Source organism: Methylobacterium sp. A52T, from assembly GCF_053346095.1.
Window position 1 is genome coordinate 47,908 of the sequence record NZ_JBKFBI010000008.1, and the last position, 17,152, is coordinate 65,059.

Genomic DNA, 17,152 nt, shown 5'->3' on the forward strand with positions numbered 1-17,152 from the left:
GGGCCGGGTGTCAACGCTTATGGTGCACCGATCCGCCTCGCCGGACGCGGCAATCGTGGAGAGCGGGGCGGTTTCAATCGGCAGCGCCGCGATCCGGGCGGCGGCGCGTCCCGAGTCGGCCCTCTTCCGGCCTCGCGGTAACCGGGGCTCCGCCATTGGGACGAAAACGCGAACGTTCCGCGACCCCGGGGATTCACAAAGGAATCCGGATCGGCCACGGTGTGGCGATGTCGCCCTGCTTCGCCGGCCCTTGACCCGTCCCGCCCCGTCCCTGCGGTCGCACCAGCGCACGCTGATGGCCCTGGTCGCGGCCATGGCGAGCGGGGAGGCGGCCCATGTCCGGAAGATCCTGGCCGCGGTCACGCCGGGCGGGGGCAAGTCGCTGCTGCCGGTCATCGCCGCGCACCGGCTGATCGAGGCGGGGCTCGTCGAGCGCGTGGTCTGGGTGGTGCCGCGGGATTCCCTGCGGCTGCAGGCCGAGGAAGCCTTCGCCGACCCGCTGTGGCGCGCGGCCTTCGGGCACGCCCTCAACGTCCGGGCCGCCGACAACGAGCGCGACCCGGCGCGGGGCCTGGCCGGCTACGTCACCACCTATCAGGCGGTCGCCGCCGCCCCGGCGCTCCACCTCGCGGAGGCGCGGGCGCACCGCACCCTGCTGGTGGTCGACGAGGTCCATCACCTGCCGGTCCCCGGTCGCCCGGGCGCAGACGAGACCTCCGCGGAGGATGCCGAGGCGGGGGCGTGGTCCCGCGCGATGCTGCCCGTCATGGAGGCGGCGACCGTGCGCCTGTACCTGTCCGGCACGCTGGAGCGGGCGGACGGGCGGCGAATCCTCGGGCTGCCGTACCAGCCCGCCGCACCCGGCCGCGGGCCGGAACTCGATCTCGACGCGACCGGCCTCGCGGTCATCGGCTACTCGCGGGCGCAGGCGCTGGCCGAGCGGGCGGTGCTGCCGGTGACGTTCGGCGCCCTCGACGGCGAGGCGAGCTGGCTGGAGGGCGGCCGGATCGCGGGCGACAGCCCGCGCGTCGGGCCGCACCGGCTCGGCGCGGGCGCGGTCCGGATCACCACCCGGCCGGCGCTGTTCACCGCCCTGCGGACCGGCTTCGCCCGCGACCTTCTGAGCGAGGCGTTCTTCGCCACGAAGCGCCTGCGCGCCCGGCGCCGTGCGGAGCGCGATCTCCCGCCCGGCGAACCGGCCCGGGGGCTCGGCAAGCTCCTCGTGGTGGCGCCCGATCAGGCGAGCGCACGGGCCTATCTCGCGACCCTGCGCGACTGGATGCCGGCCGGGCAGGGCGCGCGCGACGTCCGTCTCGCGACCTCCGGTCAGGGCGACGCCCACGCGGCCCTGGCGGCGTTCCGGCTCACGCCGGAGCCGGCCGTGCTGGTGACGGTGGCGATGGCCTACGAGGGTCTCGACGCCCCGGAGGTCGCGGTGGTCGCGGCCCTGACGCATATCCGTTCGCGGCCCTGGCTCGAGCAGATGCTCGCCCGGGCCACCCGGGTCGACCCCCATGCCGGCCCCTACGACGGGCAGCAGGCGCTGATCTTCCATCCCGACGACCCGCTCTTCGCGCGGTTCCGCCTCGAACTCGAGACCGAGCAGGGCAGCAGCGTCCGGCCACCCCGCGAGCGGCCGGCCAGCGCCGTCGTGCCCGAGCGGACCCGCTGGCGCGACGACGAGCCCGGCGGGATCACGCCCCTGGAGAGCAACGCGATCGGGATGCGCTACGCCCTGCTGCGCCCGCGCCTCCCCGAACCGGTCGCCGCGGCGCCCGCGCCCGAACCGCCCTCCGTCACCGAGCGGACCCTGCGCCAGCGGCTCGCCGCCGCGGTCGCGGCCCAGGCGGTGGAGGACGAGACCTCCCTGCGCGTGCCCCGCGGCGGCAACCTCGCCCACCGTTACAACGCCGTTCTCAAGCGCGTGCTCGGCAAGGGCCGCGCGACCATGACCCTCCCGGAGCTGGAGGCGGCCCTGTCCTGGCTGGAGCGCAACCGCCTCTCCGACCATCTCGACCGCCTCGACGGCGACGCCCGCTACGCGTGGTCCGCCCGGCAGCGCCGCGGACGCTGGCAGCCGGAGCGCGCCGCCGGCCGCTAGAAACACCCGGGAAGGAGACAGCGATGACCGAGAGCCTCCCCGCCGCCTTCGCCGCGACACTCGCCGCGTCCGAGCCGCCGAGCGCCTGGGACGCCCCGCTCGCCGCGCTCTGGTGGCTCGCCCGGGACGCGTCCGGCCCGGCCTCCGCCGCCTGGGAGCGGGCGCACCGCCTCGTCCAGGACGCCGGCGGGTCCGACGCGGCCTGGGTCCACGCCCATCTCCACCGGGTCGAGGGCGACGACGGCAACGCGCGCTACTGGTACGCCCGCGCGGGCCGCCCGGTCCCGGACGGCACGCTCGCGGAGGAGCGGGCCGCGCTCGTCCTCGCCCTCTGGCCGAGGTCGTGATCGCTCCGGGCCGCGCCGCGCCGACCGTCCCGAGCCCGCCGAATCGCGGAACGCCAAGGCTCACAGCCAGTTGAATGGCCGCCCGGCGCGGAGATCGGGCCTCGATTATCGGAGCGGATCCATGAGCCTCCTCGGCAGCATCGTCAGCAAGATCCTCCATCCGTTCGGTGGCGGCACCGCGGACGCCGCCCCCGCGCCCAACGCCGGCTCCGGCGGTCAGGCCGGCACGAGCACGCCCTCCACGTCGACCCCCGGCACGGCCGGCGGCAGTGAGCCCGTGGACGTCGCGGCGGTGCTCACCGGCCTCGCCGAGAAGAACCCGCAGACGCTCGACTGGCGCCACTCGATCGTCGACCTGATGAAGCTGCTGGGCCTCGATTCCGGCCTCGCCGCGCGCAAGCAACTCGCCGACGAGCTCCACTACACCGGCGACAAGGACGATTCGGCCAGCATGAACATCTGGCTGCACAAGCAGGTCATGCAGAAGCTCGCCGAGAACGGCGGCAAGGTTCCGGACGATCTGAAGCACTAGGGCGCCGATTCCGGTATCGACGAGCATCGCCGCGGACGGCCTCGACCGGCGCCGTGGCGATGTCGTTTCTCGACCACATCGCGCGCCGGCGCGCGATCCCGGGGGCGACACTTACCGAGGAGGCCTTGCGGCGCCTCCAACTTTCTCGGTCACATGACCCGCGTCACGCAGCGCCGAATCAGGCGGCGTCGAGGAGCGAATGGTCATGGAGACCCCGACCGGGGAGCACAGCGGCGCCTTCGAGGCGTCCCCGCTCGCCGCGATCGCCGCGGCGGTCGCCCGCGGTGACGTGGCCCGCATCGCCGCGCTGGCCCCCGACCTGGATCTCTCCGTCCGCGGCGACCGGAACCTCACCCTGCTCGAATGGGCGATCTGGAACGCGCGGCCGCGTGCGGTGTCGGCCCTGCTCGACGCGGGGGCGGACCCGTCTATGCCGGGACTCGATCAGGAGACCGCGCTGCACATGGCGGCGATGGTCGAGGACCCGACCTACCTGGAGATCCTGCTGCGCCACGGCGCGCCGGTCGACCCGGTGAGCCCGCGCGGTCAGTGGACGCCGCTGTTCCGCGCCGTCCAGAACCGGCGCGAGGCGCAGATCGCGCTGCTGCTGCGGGCCGGTGCGGACCTGAACCGGGTCGACGCCACCGGTAACTCGCTGCTGCATGTGGCCGCGCAGGTCGGCGCGGCCAATCCCTGGGTGCTGAGGCTGCTCGAGGCCGGGATCGACCCGACGCTGCGCAACGCGCAGCGGAAGACCTTCCAGCCGTACTTCTTCACCACCCCCGATCGCCTGCTGAACGAGTCCGGGCGCGAGACCCGCGCGGCGGTCCGCGCGTGGCTCGCCAGCCGCGGCGTGCCGGCGGATCCGGAACGCTAACGGACTCCTCCGACGCCGATCCGCGTCAGCGCCCGGTGCGGACCCGGGTCCAGAGGCGGGTGACGAACCGCTGGGTGCGGTCGTCCCAGGCGGTGTTGATGGACAGGCGCTGCATCGTCGCCTCGTCCGGGTAGATGCCGGGATTGCTCAGGATCTCGGGCTTCACGAACTTCTTCGCCGCGAGGTTGCCGCTGGCGTAGGAGACGAAGTTGGTGTTGGCCGCCGCCACGTCGGGCCGCATCATGTAGTCGATGAAGGCCAGCGCCTCGGCCGGGTGGGCGGCATCCTTCGGGATCGCGAAGGTGTCGAACCACATCAGGGCGCCCTCCTTCGGCACGACGTAGGCGATGTCGATCCCGTTCTTGGCCTCCTCGGCCCGGCGCTTGGCCTGCATGATGTCGCCCGAATAGCCGACGGCCAGGCAGATATCGCCGTTGGCCAGCGCCTGGATGTATTCCGACGAGTGGAACTTCCGCACGGCGCCGCGCACCTTGTAGAGGGCGTCGGTCACCAGGGTCATATCGTCCCAGCGCTTGGAATCCGCCTTCGCGCCGAAGGCCGGGAGCATGCTGGGGATCAGGTCCTCGGGGCTGTCGAGCATCATGATCCCGCACTCCTTCAGCTTGTTGGCCGAGGCGGGATTGAGGACGACGGACCACGAATTCACGGCCGCGCCGGCGCCCAGGCGCTCGCGCACGGCGGCGACGTTGTAGCCGATGCCGGTCGTGCCCCACATGTAGTCGACGGCGTAGGTGTTGCCGGGATCGTAGGCCGCCAGCCGGCTGGTCACCTCGGGCCAGAGATTGCCGAGGTTCTTCAGCTTCGACTTGTCGAGGGGCAGGAACGCGCCGGCCCGGATCAGCCGCTGCAGGTACGGCCCCGACGGCACGACGATGTCGTAGCCCGACCGGCCGGCGAGCAGCTTGGTCTCCAGGATCTCGTTGTTGTCGTAGGTGTCGTAGACGACCTTGATCCCGGTCTCGCGGGTGAAGGCCTCGAGCACCTGCGGGTCGATATAGTCCGACCAGTTGTAGATGTTGACGACCCGCTCCTCGGCGGCCGGGGCCGGCCGCACGAGGGGCAGGACCGCCAGGAGCCCTCCCGCGAGGACGGCCGCGGCCGCCGCCAGGACGGTCCGGCGCGGGCCGATCACCGGCTCCTCGCGGCCACGATCACGATCTCGACCAGGTACTCCGGCGCGGCGAGCTTGGCCTCGACGGTGGCGCGGGCCGGCGCGTTCTCCGGAGACACCCAGGCGTCCCAGGCGGCGTTCATCTCCGCGAACGTCGCGATGTCGGCGAGGTAGATGGTGGCCGAGAGGATCCGCGCCTTGTCGCTGCCGGCCGCGGCGAGCAGCCGGTCGATCTCCGACAGGATCTGCTGGGTCTGGATCGTGACCCCGGTGCCGACCGTGTCGGACGCGACCTGCCCGGCGAGGTAGACCATGTCGCCGAAGGTGACGGCCTGCGACATCCGCTTGCCCGGCTCGATCCGCTGAATGTCCATACCCGTCTCCACATCCTCGAGAACCGGCGTATCTGCCGCCGCACCGGCCTGGCCGTAAAGGGCCGCGCGCGCACGCGCCGCGGGAACCCGAGGAAAATCGTCATCGGTGGCCGGGTGCGGGCAACCGTCGCGGGCCTCGAAGCGTTCTGCCGCCATCGACAATCACGCCTCGGGGTCAGTCATGGGTATTCTCTGGACCATCATCATCGGGTTTCTCGCCGGCGTCATCGCCAAGTTCATCATGCCGGGCCCGAACGAGCCCGCCGGCTTCATCCTGACCACGATCCTCGGCATCGTCGGCGCCTTCGTGGCGACCTTCCTGGGACAGGCCATCGGCTGGTACGGGCCCAACCAGGGCGCGGGCTTCATCGGTGCCATCGTGGGCGCCGTGGTGGTGCTGTTCATCTACGGCATGATCGCCGGGCGCCGCACCACCACTTACTGACCCGTCCGGCAGGTCTGGATACGACGAGGGGCGCCCCGCGGGGCGCCCCTTTCTCATTGTCGGTCAGCCGCATTCCGGTCGGGAGCGCCCACTCGAGCGCTCCTCCGTCATCACGAGCGCAGCGACGTGACCCAGGGCAGCGCGACGATGTCGAACGTCGCGCTGCCTGGATTGCTTCGCTGCGCTCGCAAAGACGGAGGCGCCGAAGCCCTCCGTGGGCTGAGGCTCAGAGATGCTCGGACGCGGCCTTCACGGCGCAGTGGCCGGTCGCACCCCGGACCGCCAGCCCGACGCCGACCACGAGCGCCAGCAGGCTCAGGAGCTTGTTGGGACGGGGCTGCGCGGCGGCGGCGGCGATGCCGAGGCCCAGCGTCACCGAGACGGCGCGCTCCGTCGTCGACAGGTTCGGCTGCCCGCTGAAGATGTCGTGCATCATGTCGTTGGCCATGAGGGTCTCCGGTTGGGAAGTCGCGGGGGAACGCGGCATCCGGCGCCCCGTTCCCGGCCGACGGCCGGCGGAGCCCCCTCCCGGCGGCGCAACGAAAAGGGCGCGGCCCCGGAGGACCGCGCCCATCTGAGACAATCCCGCCGGCCGAGGCCGGCGCGGGCGTCCCGCGTGCTTACTCGCCGGCCTCGCGGCGGCGCTCGCCGCGGTGGCGGCCGCCCTCGCGGGGCTCGCGCGGCTCGTCGCCGCGCTCGGCCCGCTCGGCGTCGCGCTGGGCCTTCACCTTCTCGGTGATGTCCTCGCCGGTCTGCTGGTCGACGACCTTCATGGACAGGCGGATCTTGCCGCGGTCGTCCTGACCGAGGAACTTCACCTTGACCTTGTCGCCTTCCTTGACGACGTCCGTCACCTTGGCGACGCGGTTCGCGGCGAGCTCCGAGATGTGGACGAGGCCGTCCTTGGCGCCGAAGAAGTTCACGAAGGCGCCGAACTCCATGCACTTCACGATCGTGCCGTCGTAGATCACGCCGACCTCCGGCTCCGCCACGATCGAGCGGATCCAGTTGTAGGCCGCCTTGATCGCCTTGCCGTCGGCCGAGGCGATCTTCACGACGCCCGTGTCCTCGATGTTGATCTTGGCGCCGGTCTTCTCGACGATCTCGCGGATCACCTTGCCGCCGGTGCCGATCACGTCGCGGATCTTGTCCGTCGGGATCTGCATCGTCTCGATGCGCGGGGCGTACTCGCCGAGCTCCGGACGGGCGGCCGTCAGGGCCTTGGCCATCTCGGCCAGGATGTGGGCGCGGCCGTCCTTCGCCTGGGCGAGGGCGATCTTCATGATCTCCTCGGTGATGCCGGCGATCTTGATGTCCATCTGGAGCGAGGTGACGCCCTCGTCCGTGCCGGCCACCTTGAAGTCCATGTCGCCGAGGTGGTCCTCGTCGCCGAGGATGTCGGACAGGACCGCGAAGCGCTCACCCTCGAGGATGAGGCCCATGGCGATGCCCGCCACCGGGCGGCGCAGCGGCACGCCGGCATCCATCAGCGACAGCGAGCCGCCGCAGACCGAGGCCATCGAGGACGAGCCGTTGGACTCCGTGATCTCCGACACGACGCGGATCGTGTACGGGAACTCGTGGGCCGGCGGCAGGACCGGGCGGATCGCCCGCCAGGCGAGCTTGCCGTGGCCGATCTCGCGGCGCCCCGGCGAGCCCATCCGGCCGGTCTCGCCGACGCTGTAGGGAGGGAAGTTGTAGTGGAGCAGGAAGCGCTCCTTGTAGGTTCCTTCCAGCGCGTCGATGAACTGCTCGTCCTCGCCGGTGCCGAGGGTGGCGACCACGAGGGCCTGGGTCTCGCCGCGGGTGAACAGGGCCGAGCCGTGGGCGCGGGGCAGCACGCCGACCTCGGAGAGGATCGAGCGGACCGTCTTCACGTCGCGGCCGTCGATGCGGGCACCGCTGTCTAGGATGTTCCAGCGGACCACCTTCGACTGGGCCTCCTTGAAGGCGGCCTTGACCTTCTCGGCCGGGAACTTCTCGGCGCCCTCGGGGCAGAGGGCGGCCATCACCTTCGCCTTCACGGCGTCGACGGCGGCGTAGCGCTCCTGCTTGATGGTCTTGGTGTAGGCGGCGCGGAGCTCCGCCTCGCAGACTTCCAGAACGGCCTTCTCGACGTCGGCGTTCTCGGGGGCCTTGAAGTCGCGCGGCTCCTTGGCGGCCTTCTCGGCGAGGCGGATGATCGCCTCGATCACCGGCTGGAAGTGCTTGTGGCCGAACATCACGGCGCCGAGCATCACCTCCTCGGAGAGCTCCTTGGCCTCCGACTCGACCATCAGCACCGCGTCCTGCGTGCCGGCGACGACGAGGTCGAGGCTCGACTCTTCCTTGGTCTCGGTGACCAGCGGGTTCAGCCGGTAGCCGCCGTTGATGTAGCCGACGCGGGCGCCGCCGATCGGGCCCATGAACGGCACGCCCGACAGGGTCAGGGCCGCCGAGGCCGCGACCATCGCGACGATGTCGGGATCGTTCTCGAGGTCGTGGGTCAGGACGGTGACGACGACCTGCGTGTCGTTGCGCCAGCCGTCGATGAAGAGCGGGCGGATCGGGCGGTCGATCAGGCGGGAGACCAGGGTCTCCTTCTCGGAGGGACGGCCCTCGCGCTTGAAGTAGCCGCCCGGGATGCGGCCGGCGGCGTAGGCGCGCTCCTGGTAGTTCACGGTGAGCGGCATGAAGTCGATGCCGGGCTTCGGCTCCTTGGCGGCGACCACGGTCGCGAGCACCGAGGTCTCACCGTAGGTGGCGATGACGGCGCCGTCGGCCTGGCGCGCGACCTTGCCGGTCTCCAGGACGAGCTTGCGGTCGCCCCACATCAGCTCTTCGCGTTGAACGTCGAACATTCTCAATCTCTTCCTTGCCTGCGGCGGGCCCAAGCCCGGCGCCGCCCGGGGGCAAGACGGCGAGACACTGCGCCGGAACATCCTCGGCGAAGTGTCTCGCGATCCTGCCCCGACGCTGGCGCCTCGAAGCGGCCCGTTTGTCGGGAGGCCGGACCCATTCCGGCAGCCCGCGATGGTGAAACGCGGCCCCGGGCCGGGCCCGGAACCGCGCGAGGGTGCCTTAGCGGCGGATGCCGAGACGCTCGATGAGGGCGCGGTAGCGGGCCTCATCCTTGCGCTTGACGTAGTCGAGCAGCGAGCGGCGCTGCGAGACCAGCTTCAGGAGGCCGCGGCGGGAATGGTTGTCCTTGCCGTGGGTCTTGAAGTGGCCGGTCAGGTTGGTGATCCGCTCGGTGAGGATCGCCACCTGGACCTCCGGGGAGCCGGTGTCCTTGGCGTCCTTGCGGTGTTCCTTGATGAGCGCGGTCTTGCGCTCTGCCGTGATCGACATCGCGTGCCTTTCGGGTTGTGCTGGTCGGATGCGGCGCCCCAAACGGGCGCGCGCGGGCTCGGCGTTCGGCCGGTGCCGGGATGTCGTCCAGCACGGTCACAGCGCCAAGCGGCTCAAGCCCCGCCCGGCAACCCGGGTCGAGGCCGCGCGATCCATACACGAAACCGACGGTTATGCCAGTCCCGAGCCGGGCGGGCCGCGGCGGTGGCGCGTCGCGGCTGTCCGGGCTCGTCCAAAGAACGGTTAACGCCGCCGTGCTAACCCGGAACCGCTCACGCGACGCGGCCCGGCGATGAACGGCACCTTCTCGGATGCGTGCGGCGTCGCCGTCGCGACGCTGCTCGGCATCCCCCTCGTTCTCCTGCCGGGCTACGCCCTGGGCGGCCTGACCGGCATCCTCGGATTCCGCACGCTCGGGCCCGGCGACCGCCTCCTGTGCGGGGCGCTCCTCGGGATCGGGCTCCTGCCGGCCCTCGACAGCCTGCTGATCCAGGCGGGCGGCGTCCCGGTCGCGGCCCTCGCAACCGGCGCCCTCGGGCTCGCCGCCCTGCGGCCGGTCGTGCGGAACCTGCGCGCGTCCCTCGACCGGGCGGCGCTCGCCGTCGCGCTGCTCTGGCTCGGCGTCGTGGCCTACGCGCTGATCGACGTCGATACCGGCACCGCCCTCTACCGGCCCGTGACGATCATCGACCTCGTCAAACACGCCGCCCTGACCCGCGCGATCGTCGAGCACGGATTGCCGCCGGTGGACCCGTTCTTCGCCCGGCCCGAGCGGGCGGGCTACTATTACGGCTTCTATACGCTCACCTCCCTGGTCGACTGGGCGGGCGGACGGCTGGTCGACGGGCGGACCGCCTTCGCGGGCGTGGCCTTCTGGACCGGCCTCGCGCTCCTCGGCCTGATCGACCGTCTCCTCGCCGCGACCGGACTCGTCGCGGACGCCGTGCCCCGGCTCGTGCGCCGCGCGGTGCTGCTGCTGCTGCCGGCCGGAAGTCTTGATATCCTGCTGGTCCTCGCCGACCGGGCGACCTCCGGGACCTGGCTGCCGGTCCCGGAATGGCTGAACGAGCAGATCCTCAACTGGCCGGCCTCGCTGGTCTGGGTGCCGCACCACGTCGCCGGCGCCCTGGCCGGGTGGCTCGGACTCCTGGCCCTGGCGGAGGTCGCGGACCGGACGCGGCCGGACAGGCGCGCGGAGGCGGCGGCGATCGGCGTCGCCGCACTCGCCTTCGCGGCCTGCGCGGGCCTGTCCGTCTGGGTCTGCCTCGGCACGGCGGGTGCGGCTGGCGCCTGGCTGGTGCTGCTCGGCCTGGAGCGCCGCTGGCGCGCCGCGGCCCGGCTGGCGGTTGCCGGCCTGCTCAGCGCCGCGCTGGCCGCCCCCTACCTGCTGAGCGTGCTGGCCAACCGGACCGATGGCGGCGCGCCGATCCGGTTCTCGATCCGGCGATTCGGGCCGCTCGACGGCCTCGTCGACGAGCCGGCCCTGAGCGCGCTCCGCCTGATCCTCCTGCCGCTGAACTACTACACGGCCCTGGGGGTCTGCGCCGCCGGTGCGCTGCTGTTCTGGCGCCTCGTGCCCCGCCGGGAGGCGCACGGGCGCGAGGCCGGGCGCCTGCTCACGCTCTGCGCCGCGGCGAGCCTGCTCCTCGGCGGTTTCCTGCGCTCGGCGATCCTCAACAACGACCTCGGCGCGCGCGTGGTCCTGCTCGCGCAGGTCGCGACCCTGGTCTGGACCGTGGTGGCGCTGACCCGCCTGAGCGAGGCGCGGCGGCTCCGGTTCCCCGGCCTCCTCGCCGCACTGCTGATCCTCGGCTACGCGACGACCCTCTACGGCTTCGTCGGGATGCGCGCCTATCCCGCCTCGGATCGGCCCGCCTTCGCCCGCCTCGCCGGCCGTCCCGATATCGACCGGGCGCTACGCGCGGCCTACACCTGGGCGGGCACGCACCTGCCCCGCGACCTGGTGCTGCAGCAATCGCCGGTCCCGCACCGGGTGTTCGATTTCGGGCTCTACGGCCTCCAGCCGACGGGGGTGGCCGACGCGGAGGCGCGTCTGTTCGGCGCCCCGCCGGACGCCGTGGCGTCGCGGCTCGCCGACGTCGCGCCGATCTTCCGCGACCGCCTGGACGGCGCCGAGGTGCGGCGGCGCGCCGAAGCGGCCGGGATCGGCGCCCTGGTCGTCACCGCGCAGGACGCCCCCTGGAGCAGCCCGGATTCCTGGGTGTGGCGCAGCCCCGCGGTCTACGCCGATCCGCTCGTCCGGATCCTGCGGGTCGAGGCTCTCCGTGGAGGATCTCCGTGACTGAACCCGGACCCGCAGCACCCGCCCGCCCGCGCGCCGGGCAGGCCCTGCGCTGGCTCTGCGCTCAGGCGCTGCTGCAGGCCGGCGCCGTCGTCGTCGGCTTCGCCTGCTTCGTGCTGCTGTTCCAGACGGATCTGTGGTCCGGCGTGACGATCTTGTTCTACCGCGGACTGATCCTGCTCGCGGTCGCCTTCCTGCTGACCCTGGCGGTCACGGCGGCGCTGGCCGGGCTCGGCCGGGCCTGGGGATTGCGCCGGCGGGACGTCCTCGGCGCCTGCGTCCTGTCGCTGTCCCTGAACCTCAGTGCCTTCGTGATCCTGCCGGTGACGGTCGACCGGTCGATCAGCGTGTTCCTGCTCGGCCAGATGGCCGCCCATCCCGCGGAGCACTTCACGCCTGAGCGGGCGCGGGCGGTGTTCGAGCGGGTCTATCTCGGCGAGTTCCGGCAGATGGAGCGGCGCTTGGCCGAGCAGCAGGCCTCCGGCAACGTCGCGCGAGCGGGTGACGGCTACGTCATCACCCCGCAGGGCAGCGCCTTCATCCGCTTCTGCGGCCTCGTCGCCCGGGCGTTCCGAACCGACACCCGGATGATCGCCGGCACACCGTCCACGCCCGGCGGGGGCGACGCGGAAGCGCCCGCTTGGGCCCCTGAATCCGGTCCCGCGGGCGCGGTGCGGCGGTAGGCTGTATCGACTCGGGATGAGGACGGTGCGGCAGCGGTCCGGGCGGTTCCGCGGTGACCGCCGTCCGGGCATGAAAAGTGCCGGGTGACGATCCGGGCGAGGGAGAACGGACGCGATGACGGACTCCGCGGTGACCACGGGTGAACGGGCGAGCGTGGAGCGCGGACTCGCCCGGAGCCTCACCGCGCCGGGCCTCGTCGCCATCGGCCTCGGCGCCACGATCGGCGCCGGCATCTTCGTGCTCACCGGGACGGCGGCGGCGCAGTACGCGGGCCCGGCGCTCAGCCTCTCCTTCGTGATCGGCGGCATCGCCTGCGGCCTCGTCGGCCTGTGCTACGCCGAACTGGCCGCCATGATCCCCGAGCCGGGATCGACCTACACCTACACCCGCGCGAGCCTCGGGCGGCTTCCCGCCTGGATCATCGGCTGGGACCTCGTCCTCGAATTCGCCGTGGCGGCGGCGACCGTGGCGGTGGGCTGGTCGGGCTACGCGCAGTCCCTCGCGGCGGAGTTCGGCCTGCGCCTGCCGCCGGCCCTGGCCGCGGCGCCCGGCGCCGGCGGCCTCGTCAACCTCCCGGCGGCCGGGATCGTGCTGCTGCTCAGCGCCCTGCTGATGCGCGCCACCGCGGAGGCGTCCCTGGTCAACGGCCTGCTGGTCGCCTGCAAGGTCGCGATCATCCTGGCCTTCGTGGGCGTCGGCATGGCCCATCTGCGGCCCGAACTCTGGCACCCGTTCGTGCCGGAGAATGCCGGGACCTTCGGCGCCTATGGCTGGAGCGGCGTGTTCCGCGGCGCCGCGGTGGTGTTCTTCGCCTTCGTGGGCTTCGAGACCGTGGCGACGGCCGCGGGCGAGTGCCGGGCGCCGCAGCGCGACGCGCCGGTCGGCCTGATCGGGTCGCTGCTGATCACCACGATCCTGTACGTGTCCATGGCGGCCGTCCTCACGGGACTCGTGCCCTATCGCGACCTGGACGTCGCCGACCCGGTGGCCAAGGCGGTCGACGTGATCGGCCTGACGGGCTTCGCCACGATCATCAAGGCCGGCGCCCTGATCGGCCTGACCACCTCGGCACTGACCGCCCTCTACGGGCAGAGCCGGATCTTCTTCGCTATCGCCCGCGACGGGCTGCTCCCGGGGATCTTCTGCCGCGTCCATCCGGTGACGCGGGTGCCCGTGGCGAGCCAGCTGGTGATCGGCCTGTTCACGGCGGCCGTGGCGGGGCTCGTGCCCATCGACGTCCTGGGCGAGATCGTCAGTATCGGCACGCTCCTGGCTTTCTGCCTCGTCTGCGCGACGGTGCTGATCCTGCGCCGGACCGATCCGGACCGGGCGCGCCCGTTCCGTGTGCCGGCGGTGACCCTCATCGCGGGACTGGGGATCCTGTCCTGCGTCACGCTGATGGCGTCGCTCCCGGCCGACACCTGGATCCGCCTCGCGGTCTGGCTGGCGATCGGCCTCGCGATCTACGCCGGCTACGGCCGGCGGCACGGCCGGCTCAGCTGATCAGGTTGATGGTGGCCTGCGCGAGCGTCTTGATCGAGGCCGAGGCGCTCAGGCTCAATTCGTAGTTCCGGACCACCCGCTGGAGGTCGGCCGATTCGACCGCGACGTTGACGTTCGGCAGACGGACATAGCCGGTCGGGTCGGCCCCGGGATTGGTCGGGTCGTAGCGGGTGCGGAAGCCCGTGGTGTCGCGGACGATCCGGCCGACCGGGTCGCGGGGGCTGTCGGCCGCCACCGGGGCGAACACCGCGATCTTGCGGGCGTAGGGGGCACCGCCCGGGGTGGTCGGGACCGAATCGGCGTTGGCGAGGTTCTCGGAGATCGCGCGGATCCGCCCGCTCTGCACCTGCCGGCCGGCGGCCAGGGCGCCGGCGGCCGAGTTGAGGGCGCTGGTATCCGGCATGCGCGGGCCCTGTCGACGGCGAGGATCTAACCGAATCCTTGTCGAACAGCCTTAACCGGTGGTTAAGGCGCCCGTGCGGAGAGGCTCAGCGCGTCCCGAAGATCCTGCCCGTCGGTCAGGCGGAGACCGCGGCGGCGCAGCGCGGCCAGCATCGCGCGGTCGGGGAACGGGCAGTAGGGCAGAACCGGCTCGGACCGCCCCTGCGGCAGGCTCCCGGTCCGGGCGACCTCGTCGAGCAGCCGGTCGAGCATCCCGCGCCCGTGGGCGTGGAGCGCCACCGAGGCCCGGGTCGCGGTGGTGCCCTCGGGCAGCGCCACCGCCTCCTGGGCGAGGATCGCGCCGGTGTCGATCGCGGCGGCCAGCCGGTGCAGGGTCATGCCGAACTGCCCGGGCCCGTCGGCCAGCGCGTGGATCGTCGGCACCGGACCCCGGTGGCGCGGCAACAGGCCGGGATGCCCGTTGATCCCGCCGAGCCGCGCCAGCCCGATGGTCTCGGGCTTCAGGATCTGGTCGAAATGGTAGGTCAGGATCAGGTCCGGCGCCGCGTCCCGGAGGGCCCGCGCGACGTCGGGACCGTTGACGTCGTCGACCGTCAGGGTCGGGATGCCGAGGCGGCGGCACAGCGTCCTGAGGGGCGTCGCCTCCGGCGCGTCGCCGCTGCCGGACGCCGCCTGGGTCAGGGGCGCCAGGGGCCGCAGAAGGTCCGGCAGGCCGAAATTGACCGCGAGGTAGGGCAGGATCCCGGGGCCCGAGCGCGCGAGGTGCCGCCGGATCTGCCCGGTGAGGCCGCCGCTCGACGGCCGCTCGGCGTTGGAGAGCCCGACCAGCGCGATGTCGGCCCGGAGATCGGCGACGAGCCGGCGCACCGCGCGGGCGTTCGGCAGCGCCTCCAGGACGAACAGCGCGATCCGGGGTCGCGCCATCAGCGCCGCTTCCGGCGCTGGAAGCGGAAGGCGTAGAGGCCGGCCTTGCGGACGTTCTCGGGCAGCAGCAGCACGGTGCGGGCGAGCGCCGTGAGGATGTACGGGAAGGCGATCACGTCGCGGTTGGCCGCGATCCCCTTGGCGATCCGCACGGCCGCCTCCTCGGCGCTGATCTCGAGCGGCCGCCAACCCTTGAGCTCGCCGCCCATCGGCGTCTTCACGTAGCCCGGGGTGACGACGTTGACCTTCACGCCGCGGGGCGCGACCTTCTGGCGCAGGGCGAGGCCGTGGGCGACAAGGGCCGCCTTGGCGCCGCTGTAGGCCGGCGCGTCCTGGAGCGGCGCGTAGGCCGCGAGCGACGACAGCAGCACGATCTGACCGCGCCCGCGCTGGAGCATCAGAGTCAGGGTCGGCAGGATCACGTTGAGCGTGCCGGTGTAATTGATGTCGGCGGTCTCGAAGGCAACGTCCTCGGCCTCCACCTGCCCCTCCTGATTGCCGCCGTTCACCGCCGCGTTGGCGATGACGAGGTCGAGGGGGGCCTCGGCATCCGACCGGTGGACCAGCGCCACGGTGGCGGCCCGGTCGCGGGTGTCGAGGCGGGCGGTCTCGGCGGCGGCGCCGCTGGCGCGGCAGTCCCGGGCGACCGCCTCCAGCCGCTCGGCGTTGCGGCCGACGAGGATGAGGCTCGCGCCGGTTTGCGCGTAGTGGCGCGCCAGCGCGGCGCCGATGCCGCTCGACGCGCCGGTGATCAGAATGCGGGGCATGGGGCGGGTTACGCCGCCGCGCGGGGAAAGATCAAGGCCGGGAAGGGCTCACCGGCGGTGAAACGCGCTTCAAAGGCCGCCGAACGGCGACGGCCCGGGAGCCGGGCGAGCCCGGTCAGTAGACCGGCGCGAGCTCGCCGTCGCGCTCGGCCACCTCGCTCACCGCCCGCGCCGCCGCCAGCATCGCGTCGGGGAGGGCCGCCTCCATCCGCGGCACCGAGCCGGCCACCGCGCGGTCGATCGCCTCTTTGGAGAAGAAGCCGCCGTTGACCTGGGTCCGGTGCAGGACCACGCGGCGGAAATCCGCCATGAGGTCCGGCTCCGGCGCCGTCGGATTCTTCCAGAAGCTGTCGAGGTCGCCCTGATGGGTCAGACCGGCCATGTTGTAGATCGCGGTGCCGACCGCGTGGGTCGGGCAGCCCATCTCCAGGGACAGCATCCCCACCGTCGAGTTGACGATGACCACGCCGCGGGCGCCCTTGATCAGGGCCGGCAGGTCGCCGCCGTCGATGAAGTCGAGCCGGTCGCTGACGCCGTGGCGCCGGGCCGAGGCGCGGGCGAACTTGCGCCAGTTGATCAGGCCGCTGTCGAGCGGATGCAGCTTCACCAGCAGCCGGGTCGGCGCCGACGAGCCGTCCGCGAACGACTTGATCACCCGGTCCATGAAGCCCTCGACGCCGAGGAACGGCGAGTGGACCCGGATCTGGTAGTCGCTGTCGAGCTGCAGCGGCAGCAGGAAGTAGTCGCAGCCGACCGCGCGGTAGATCTCGTCGCAGCGCGCCGCCTCGCGGCGGGTATGCGCGCGGCGGGCGAACTTCTTGATCCAGCCGGCATACTCGGCCGCGATGTGGGTCGGCCGGTGGCTGCGGAAATGCGGGAAGAGGTAGGGGAACAGGACGTTGGCGAGGTTGTAGCCGACGTCCCAGACGCTGCGCCGGGCCATGTCGCCCGTGGATGGCATCGCCCGGCCGGGCTGCGGCAGTCGCCGCGCCAGGGCCCGGATCTCGGCGGCCGTCCGGGGGAGGGACGAGAAGCCGTTCACGCCGCCCAGCTCGCAGGTGATCCAGTTCGGGCGGATATAACCCTCCTCGAACACGTGCACCCGCAGGCCGCGATACTCGGCGATCATGCGGGCCGCCTTGTGGAACGGCCGGCAATCGCCGAACAGCACGATGTCGGTCACGCCCTCGCGGTCGAGATAGGCGTCGAGATACTCGCCCCAGGCCTCGCGGCGGCCGCGGTAATTGTCGGCCTCGCCGCTCCAGAACAGCCAGTCGCCGGGGCAGAGATTGATGCGCCGGACGGAGTGTCCCCGCGCGCGCAGCGCCTGTCCGAGATCGGAGAAGAACGGCGTCGCGATGCCCTGAAGGAAGAGGAAGGTCGCGGGGCGGTCGCGGAGGGCGTCGGGGGCGGGCTGTTGCATTCCGCGGCG

At 72.4% G+C, this 17,152-nt stretch carries 17 protein-coding genes; 8 read left to right on the forward strand and 9 right to left on the reverse strand.

What is annotated here, in order from left to right; genetic code table 11:
* The first annotated feature begins 250 nt into the window (after positions 1-250).
* From ACLBYE_RS03905 to ACLBYE_RS03920, 4 genes are all read left to right on the forward strand, one after another.
* Positions 251-2,101: a DEAD/DEAH box helicase gene (locus ACLBYE_RS03905; RefSeq protein ID WP_447693113.1), complete on the forward strand. Its 1,851-nt coding sequence runs from the start codon at positions 251-253 to the stop codon at positions 2,099-2,101.
* 23 nt (positions 2,102-2,124) lie between these two features.
* On the forward strand, positions 2,125-2,448 hold the full coding sequence (locus ACLBYE_RS03910; RefSeq protein WP_447693114.1) for a hypothetical protein: 324 nt from the start codon (positions 2,125-2,127) through the stop codon (positions 2,446-2,448).
* Positions 2,449-2,569: 121 nt separating this feature from the next.
* Positions 2,570-2,980 (forward strand): DUF3597 domain-containing protein, encoded by a 411-nt coding sequence (locus ACLBYE_RS03915; RefSeq protein WP_447693115.1) that lies wholly within the window; start codon positions 2,570-2,572, stop codon positions 2,978-2,980.
* A gap of 205 nt (positions 2,981-3,185) precedes the next feature.
* The gene (locus ACLBYE_RS03920; RefSeq protein ID WP_447693116.1) at positions 3,186-3,857 is read left to right on the forward strand and encodes an ankyrin repeat domain-containing protein; all 672 of its coding nucleotides are present in this window, start codon (positions 3,186-3,188) and stop codon (positions 3,855-3,857) included.
* A 25-nt stretch (positions 3,858-3,882) separates the two neighbouring features.
* Here the strand turns inward: ACLBYE_RS03920 and ACLBYE_RS03925 are convergent, their stop codons facing one another.
* Together ACLBYE_RS03925 and ACLBYE_RS03930 are read right to left on the reverse strand one after the other, a co-directional pair.
* Positions 3,883-5,010 carry a polyamine ABC transporter substrate-binding protein gene (locus ACLBYE_RS03925; protein ID WP_447693117.1) on the reverse strand — a complete coding sequence of 376 codons (1,128 nt, stop codon included), beginning with the start codon at positions 5,008-5,010 and terminating at the stop codon, positions 3,883-3,885.
* Complete coding sequence (locus tag ACLBYE_RS03930) at positions 5,007-5,363, reverse strand: RidA family protein (RefSeq protein ID WP_020093741.1); 357 nt, start codon at positions 5,361-5,363, stop codon at positions 5,007-5,009. Before ACLBYE_RS03930 ends, ACLBYE_RS03925 begins: the two co-directional genes overlap by 4 nt.
* Positions 5,364-5,544: 181 nt before the next feature.
* Here ACLBYE_RS03930 and ACLBYE_RS03935 point away from each other — a divergent pair, with 181 nt between their 5' ends.
* Positions 5,545-5,808, forward strand: a complete 264-nt coding sequence (locus ACLBYE_RS03935; RefSeq protein WP_010685302.1) for a GlsB/YeaQ/YmgE family stress response membrane protein — start codon at positions 5,545-5,547, stop codon at positions 5,806-5,808.
* A gap of 226 nt (positions 5,809-6,034) precedes the next feature.
* On the opposite strand, the gene ACLBYE_RS03940 is transcribed toward ACLBYE_RS03935, so the two are convergent.
* The 3 genes from ACLBYE_RS03940 to rpsO all read right to left on the reverse strand — a co-directional run bounded on the left by ACLBYE_RS03940 (position 6,035) and on the right by rpsO (position 9,138).
* The gene (locus tag ACLBYE_RS03940; protein WP_447693118.1) at positions 6,035-6,256 is read right to left on the reverse strand and encodes a YgaP family membrane protein; all 222 of its coding nucleotides are present in this window, start codon (positions 6,254-6,256) and stop codon (positions 6,035-6,037) included.
* Positions 6,257-6,428: 172 nt separating this feature from the next.
* Positions 6,429-8,648 (reverse strand): polyribonucleotide nucleotidyltransferase, encoded by a 2,220-nt coding sequence (pnp, locus tag ACLBYE_RS03945; RefSeq protein WP_447693119.1) that lies wholly within the window; start codon positions 8,646-8,648, stop codon positions 6,429-6,431.
* Positions 8,649-8,868: 220 nt separating this feature from the next.
* On the reverse strand, positions 8,869-9,138 hold the full coding sequence (rpsO, locus tag ACLBYE_RS03950; protein ID WP_012317943.1) for a 30S ribosomal protein S15: 270 nt from the start codon (positions 9,136-9,138) through the stop codon (positions 8,869-8,871).
* Between the two features lie 292 nt (positions 9,139-9,430).
* On the opposite strand from rpsO, the gene ACLBYE_RS03955 reads away from it, so the two are divergent.
* The 3 genes from ACLBYE_RS03955 (at position 9,431) to ACLBYE_RS03965 (ending at position 13,627) form a co-directional block, all read left to right on the forward strand.
* Positions 9,431-11,440: a hypothetical protein gene (locus ACLBYE_RS03955; RefSeq protein ID WP_447693120.1), complete on the forward strand. Its 2,010-nt coding sequence runs from the start codon at positions 9,431-9,433 to the stop codon at positions 11,438-11,440.
* Positions 11,437-12,123, forward strand: a complete 687-nt coding sequence (locus tag ACLBYE_RS03960; protein WP_447693121.1) for a hypothetical protein — start codon at positions 11,437-11,439, stop codon at positions 12,121-12,123. The genes ACLBYE_RS03955 and ACLBYE_RS03960 overlap by 4 nt, the downstream gene beginning before the upstream one ends.
* 115 nt (positions 12,124-12,238) lie before the next feature.
* Positions 12,239-13,627, forward strand: coding sequence for an amino acid permease (locus ACLBYE_RS03965; RefSeq protein WP_447693122.1), 1,389 nt, complete (start codon positions 12,239-12,241; stop codon positions 13,625-13,627).
* Here ACLBYE_RS03965 and ACLBYE_RS03970 read toward each other — a convergent pair.
* The 4 genes from ACLBYE_RS03970 to ACLBYE_RS03985 all read right to left on the reverse strand — a co-directional run bounded on the left by ACLBYE_RS03970 (position 13,620) and on the right by ACLBYE_RS03985 (position 17,143).
* Entirely contained in the window at positions 13,620-14,030 is a 411-nt protein-coding gene (locus tag ACLBYE_RS03970; RefSeq protein WP_020093747.1) for a flagellar basal body rod protein FlgC, read from the reverse strand. The genes ACLBYE_RS03965 and ACLBYE_RS03970 overlap by 8 nt on opposite strands.
* Positions 14,031-14,092: 62 nt before the next feature.
* Entirely contained in the window at positions 14,093-14,953 is an 861-nt protein-coding gene (locus tag ACLBYE_RS03975) for a formyltransferase family protein (protein ID WP_447693123.1), read from the reverse strand.
* Positions 14,953-15,720 (reverse strand): SDR family NAD(P)-dependent oxidoreductase, encoded by a 768-nt coding sequence (locus ACLBYE_RS03980; protein ID WP_447693124.1) that lies wholly within the window; start codon positions 15,718-15,720, stop codon positions 14,953-14,955. Before ACLBYE_RS03980 ends, ACLBYE_RS03975 begins: the two co-directional genes overlap by 1 nt.
* Before the next feature lie 115 nt (positions 15,721-15,835).
* Positions 15,836-17,143, reverse strand: a complete 1,308-nt coding sequence (locus ACLBYE_RS03985; protein ID WP_447693125.1) for a capsule biosynthesis protein — start codon at positions 17,141-17,143, stop codon at positions 15,836-15,838.
* Between the last annotated feature and the right edge of the window lie 9 nt (positions 17,144-17,152).

Bases quoted from the DNA above. Each gene is read 5' to 3' on its own strand.
- ACLBYE_RS03970 (WP_020093747.1), bottom strand. From the start codon at position 14,030: ATGCCGGATACCAGCGCCCTCAACTCGGCCGCCGGCGCCCTGGCCGCC.
- ACLBYE_RS03955 (WP_447693120.1), top strand. From the start codon at position 9,431: ATGAACGGCACCTTCTCGGATGCGTGCGGCGTCGCCGTCGCGACGCTG.
- ACLBYE_RS03930 (WP_020093741.1), bottom strand. From the start codon at position 5,363: ATGGACATTCAGCGGATCGAGCCGGGCAAGCGGATGTCGCAGGCCGTC.
- ACLBYE_RS03910 (WP_447693114.1), top strand. From the start codon at position 2,125: ATGACCGAGAGCCTCCCCGCCGCCTTCGCCGCGACACTCGCCGCGTCC.
- ACLBYE_RS03965 (WP_447693122.1), top strand. From the start codon at position 12,239: ATGACGGACTCCGCGGTGACCACGGGTGAACGGGCGAGCGTGGAGCGC.
- ACLBYE_RS03940 (WP_447693118.1), bottom strand. From the start codon at position 6,256: ATGGCCAACGACATGATGCACGACATCTTCAGCGGGCAGCCGAACCTG.
- ACLBYE_RS03975 (WP_447693123.1), bottom strand. From the start codon at position 14,953: ATGGCGCGACCCCGGATCGCGCTGTTCGTCCTGGAGGCGCTGCCGAAC.
- ACLBYE_RS03920 (WP_447693116.1), top strand. From the start codon at position 3,186: ATGGAGACCCCGACCGGGGAGCACAGCGGCGCCTTCGAGGCGTCCCCG.
- ACLBYE_RS03985 (WP_447693125.1), bottom strand. From the start codon at position 17,143: ATGCAACAGCCCGCCCCCGACGCCCTCCGCGACCGCCCCGCGACCTTC.
- rpsO (WP_012317943.1), bottom strand. From the start codon at position 9,138: ATGTCGATCACGGCAGAGCGCAAGACCGCGCTCATCAAGGAACACCGC.
- ACLBYE_RS03980 (WP_447693124.1), bottom strand. From the start codon at position 15,720: ATGCCCCGCATTCTGATCACCGGCGCGTCGAGCGGCATCGGCGCCGCG.
- pnp (WP_447693119.1), bottom strand. From the start codon at position 8,648: ATGTTCGACGTTCAACGCGAAGAGCTGATGTGGGGCGACCGCAAGCTC.
- ACLBYE_RS03935 (WP_010685302.1), top strand. From the start codon at position 5,545: ATGGGTATTCTCTGGACCATCATCATCGGGTTTCTCGCCGGCGTCATC.
- ACLBYE_RS03915 (WP_447693115.1), top strand. From the start codon at position 2,570: ATGAGCCTCCTCGGCAGCATCGTCAGCAAGATCCTCCATCCGTTCGGT.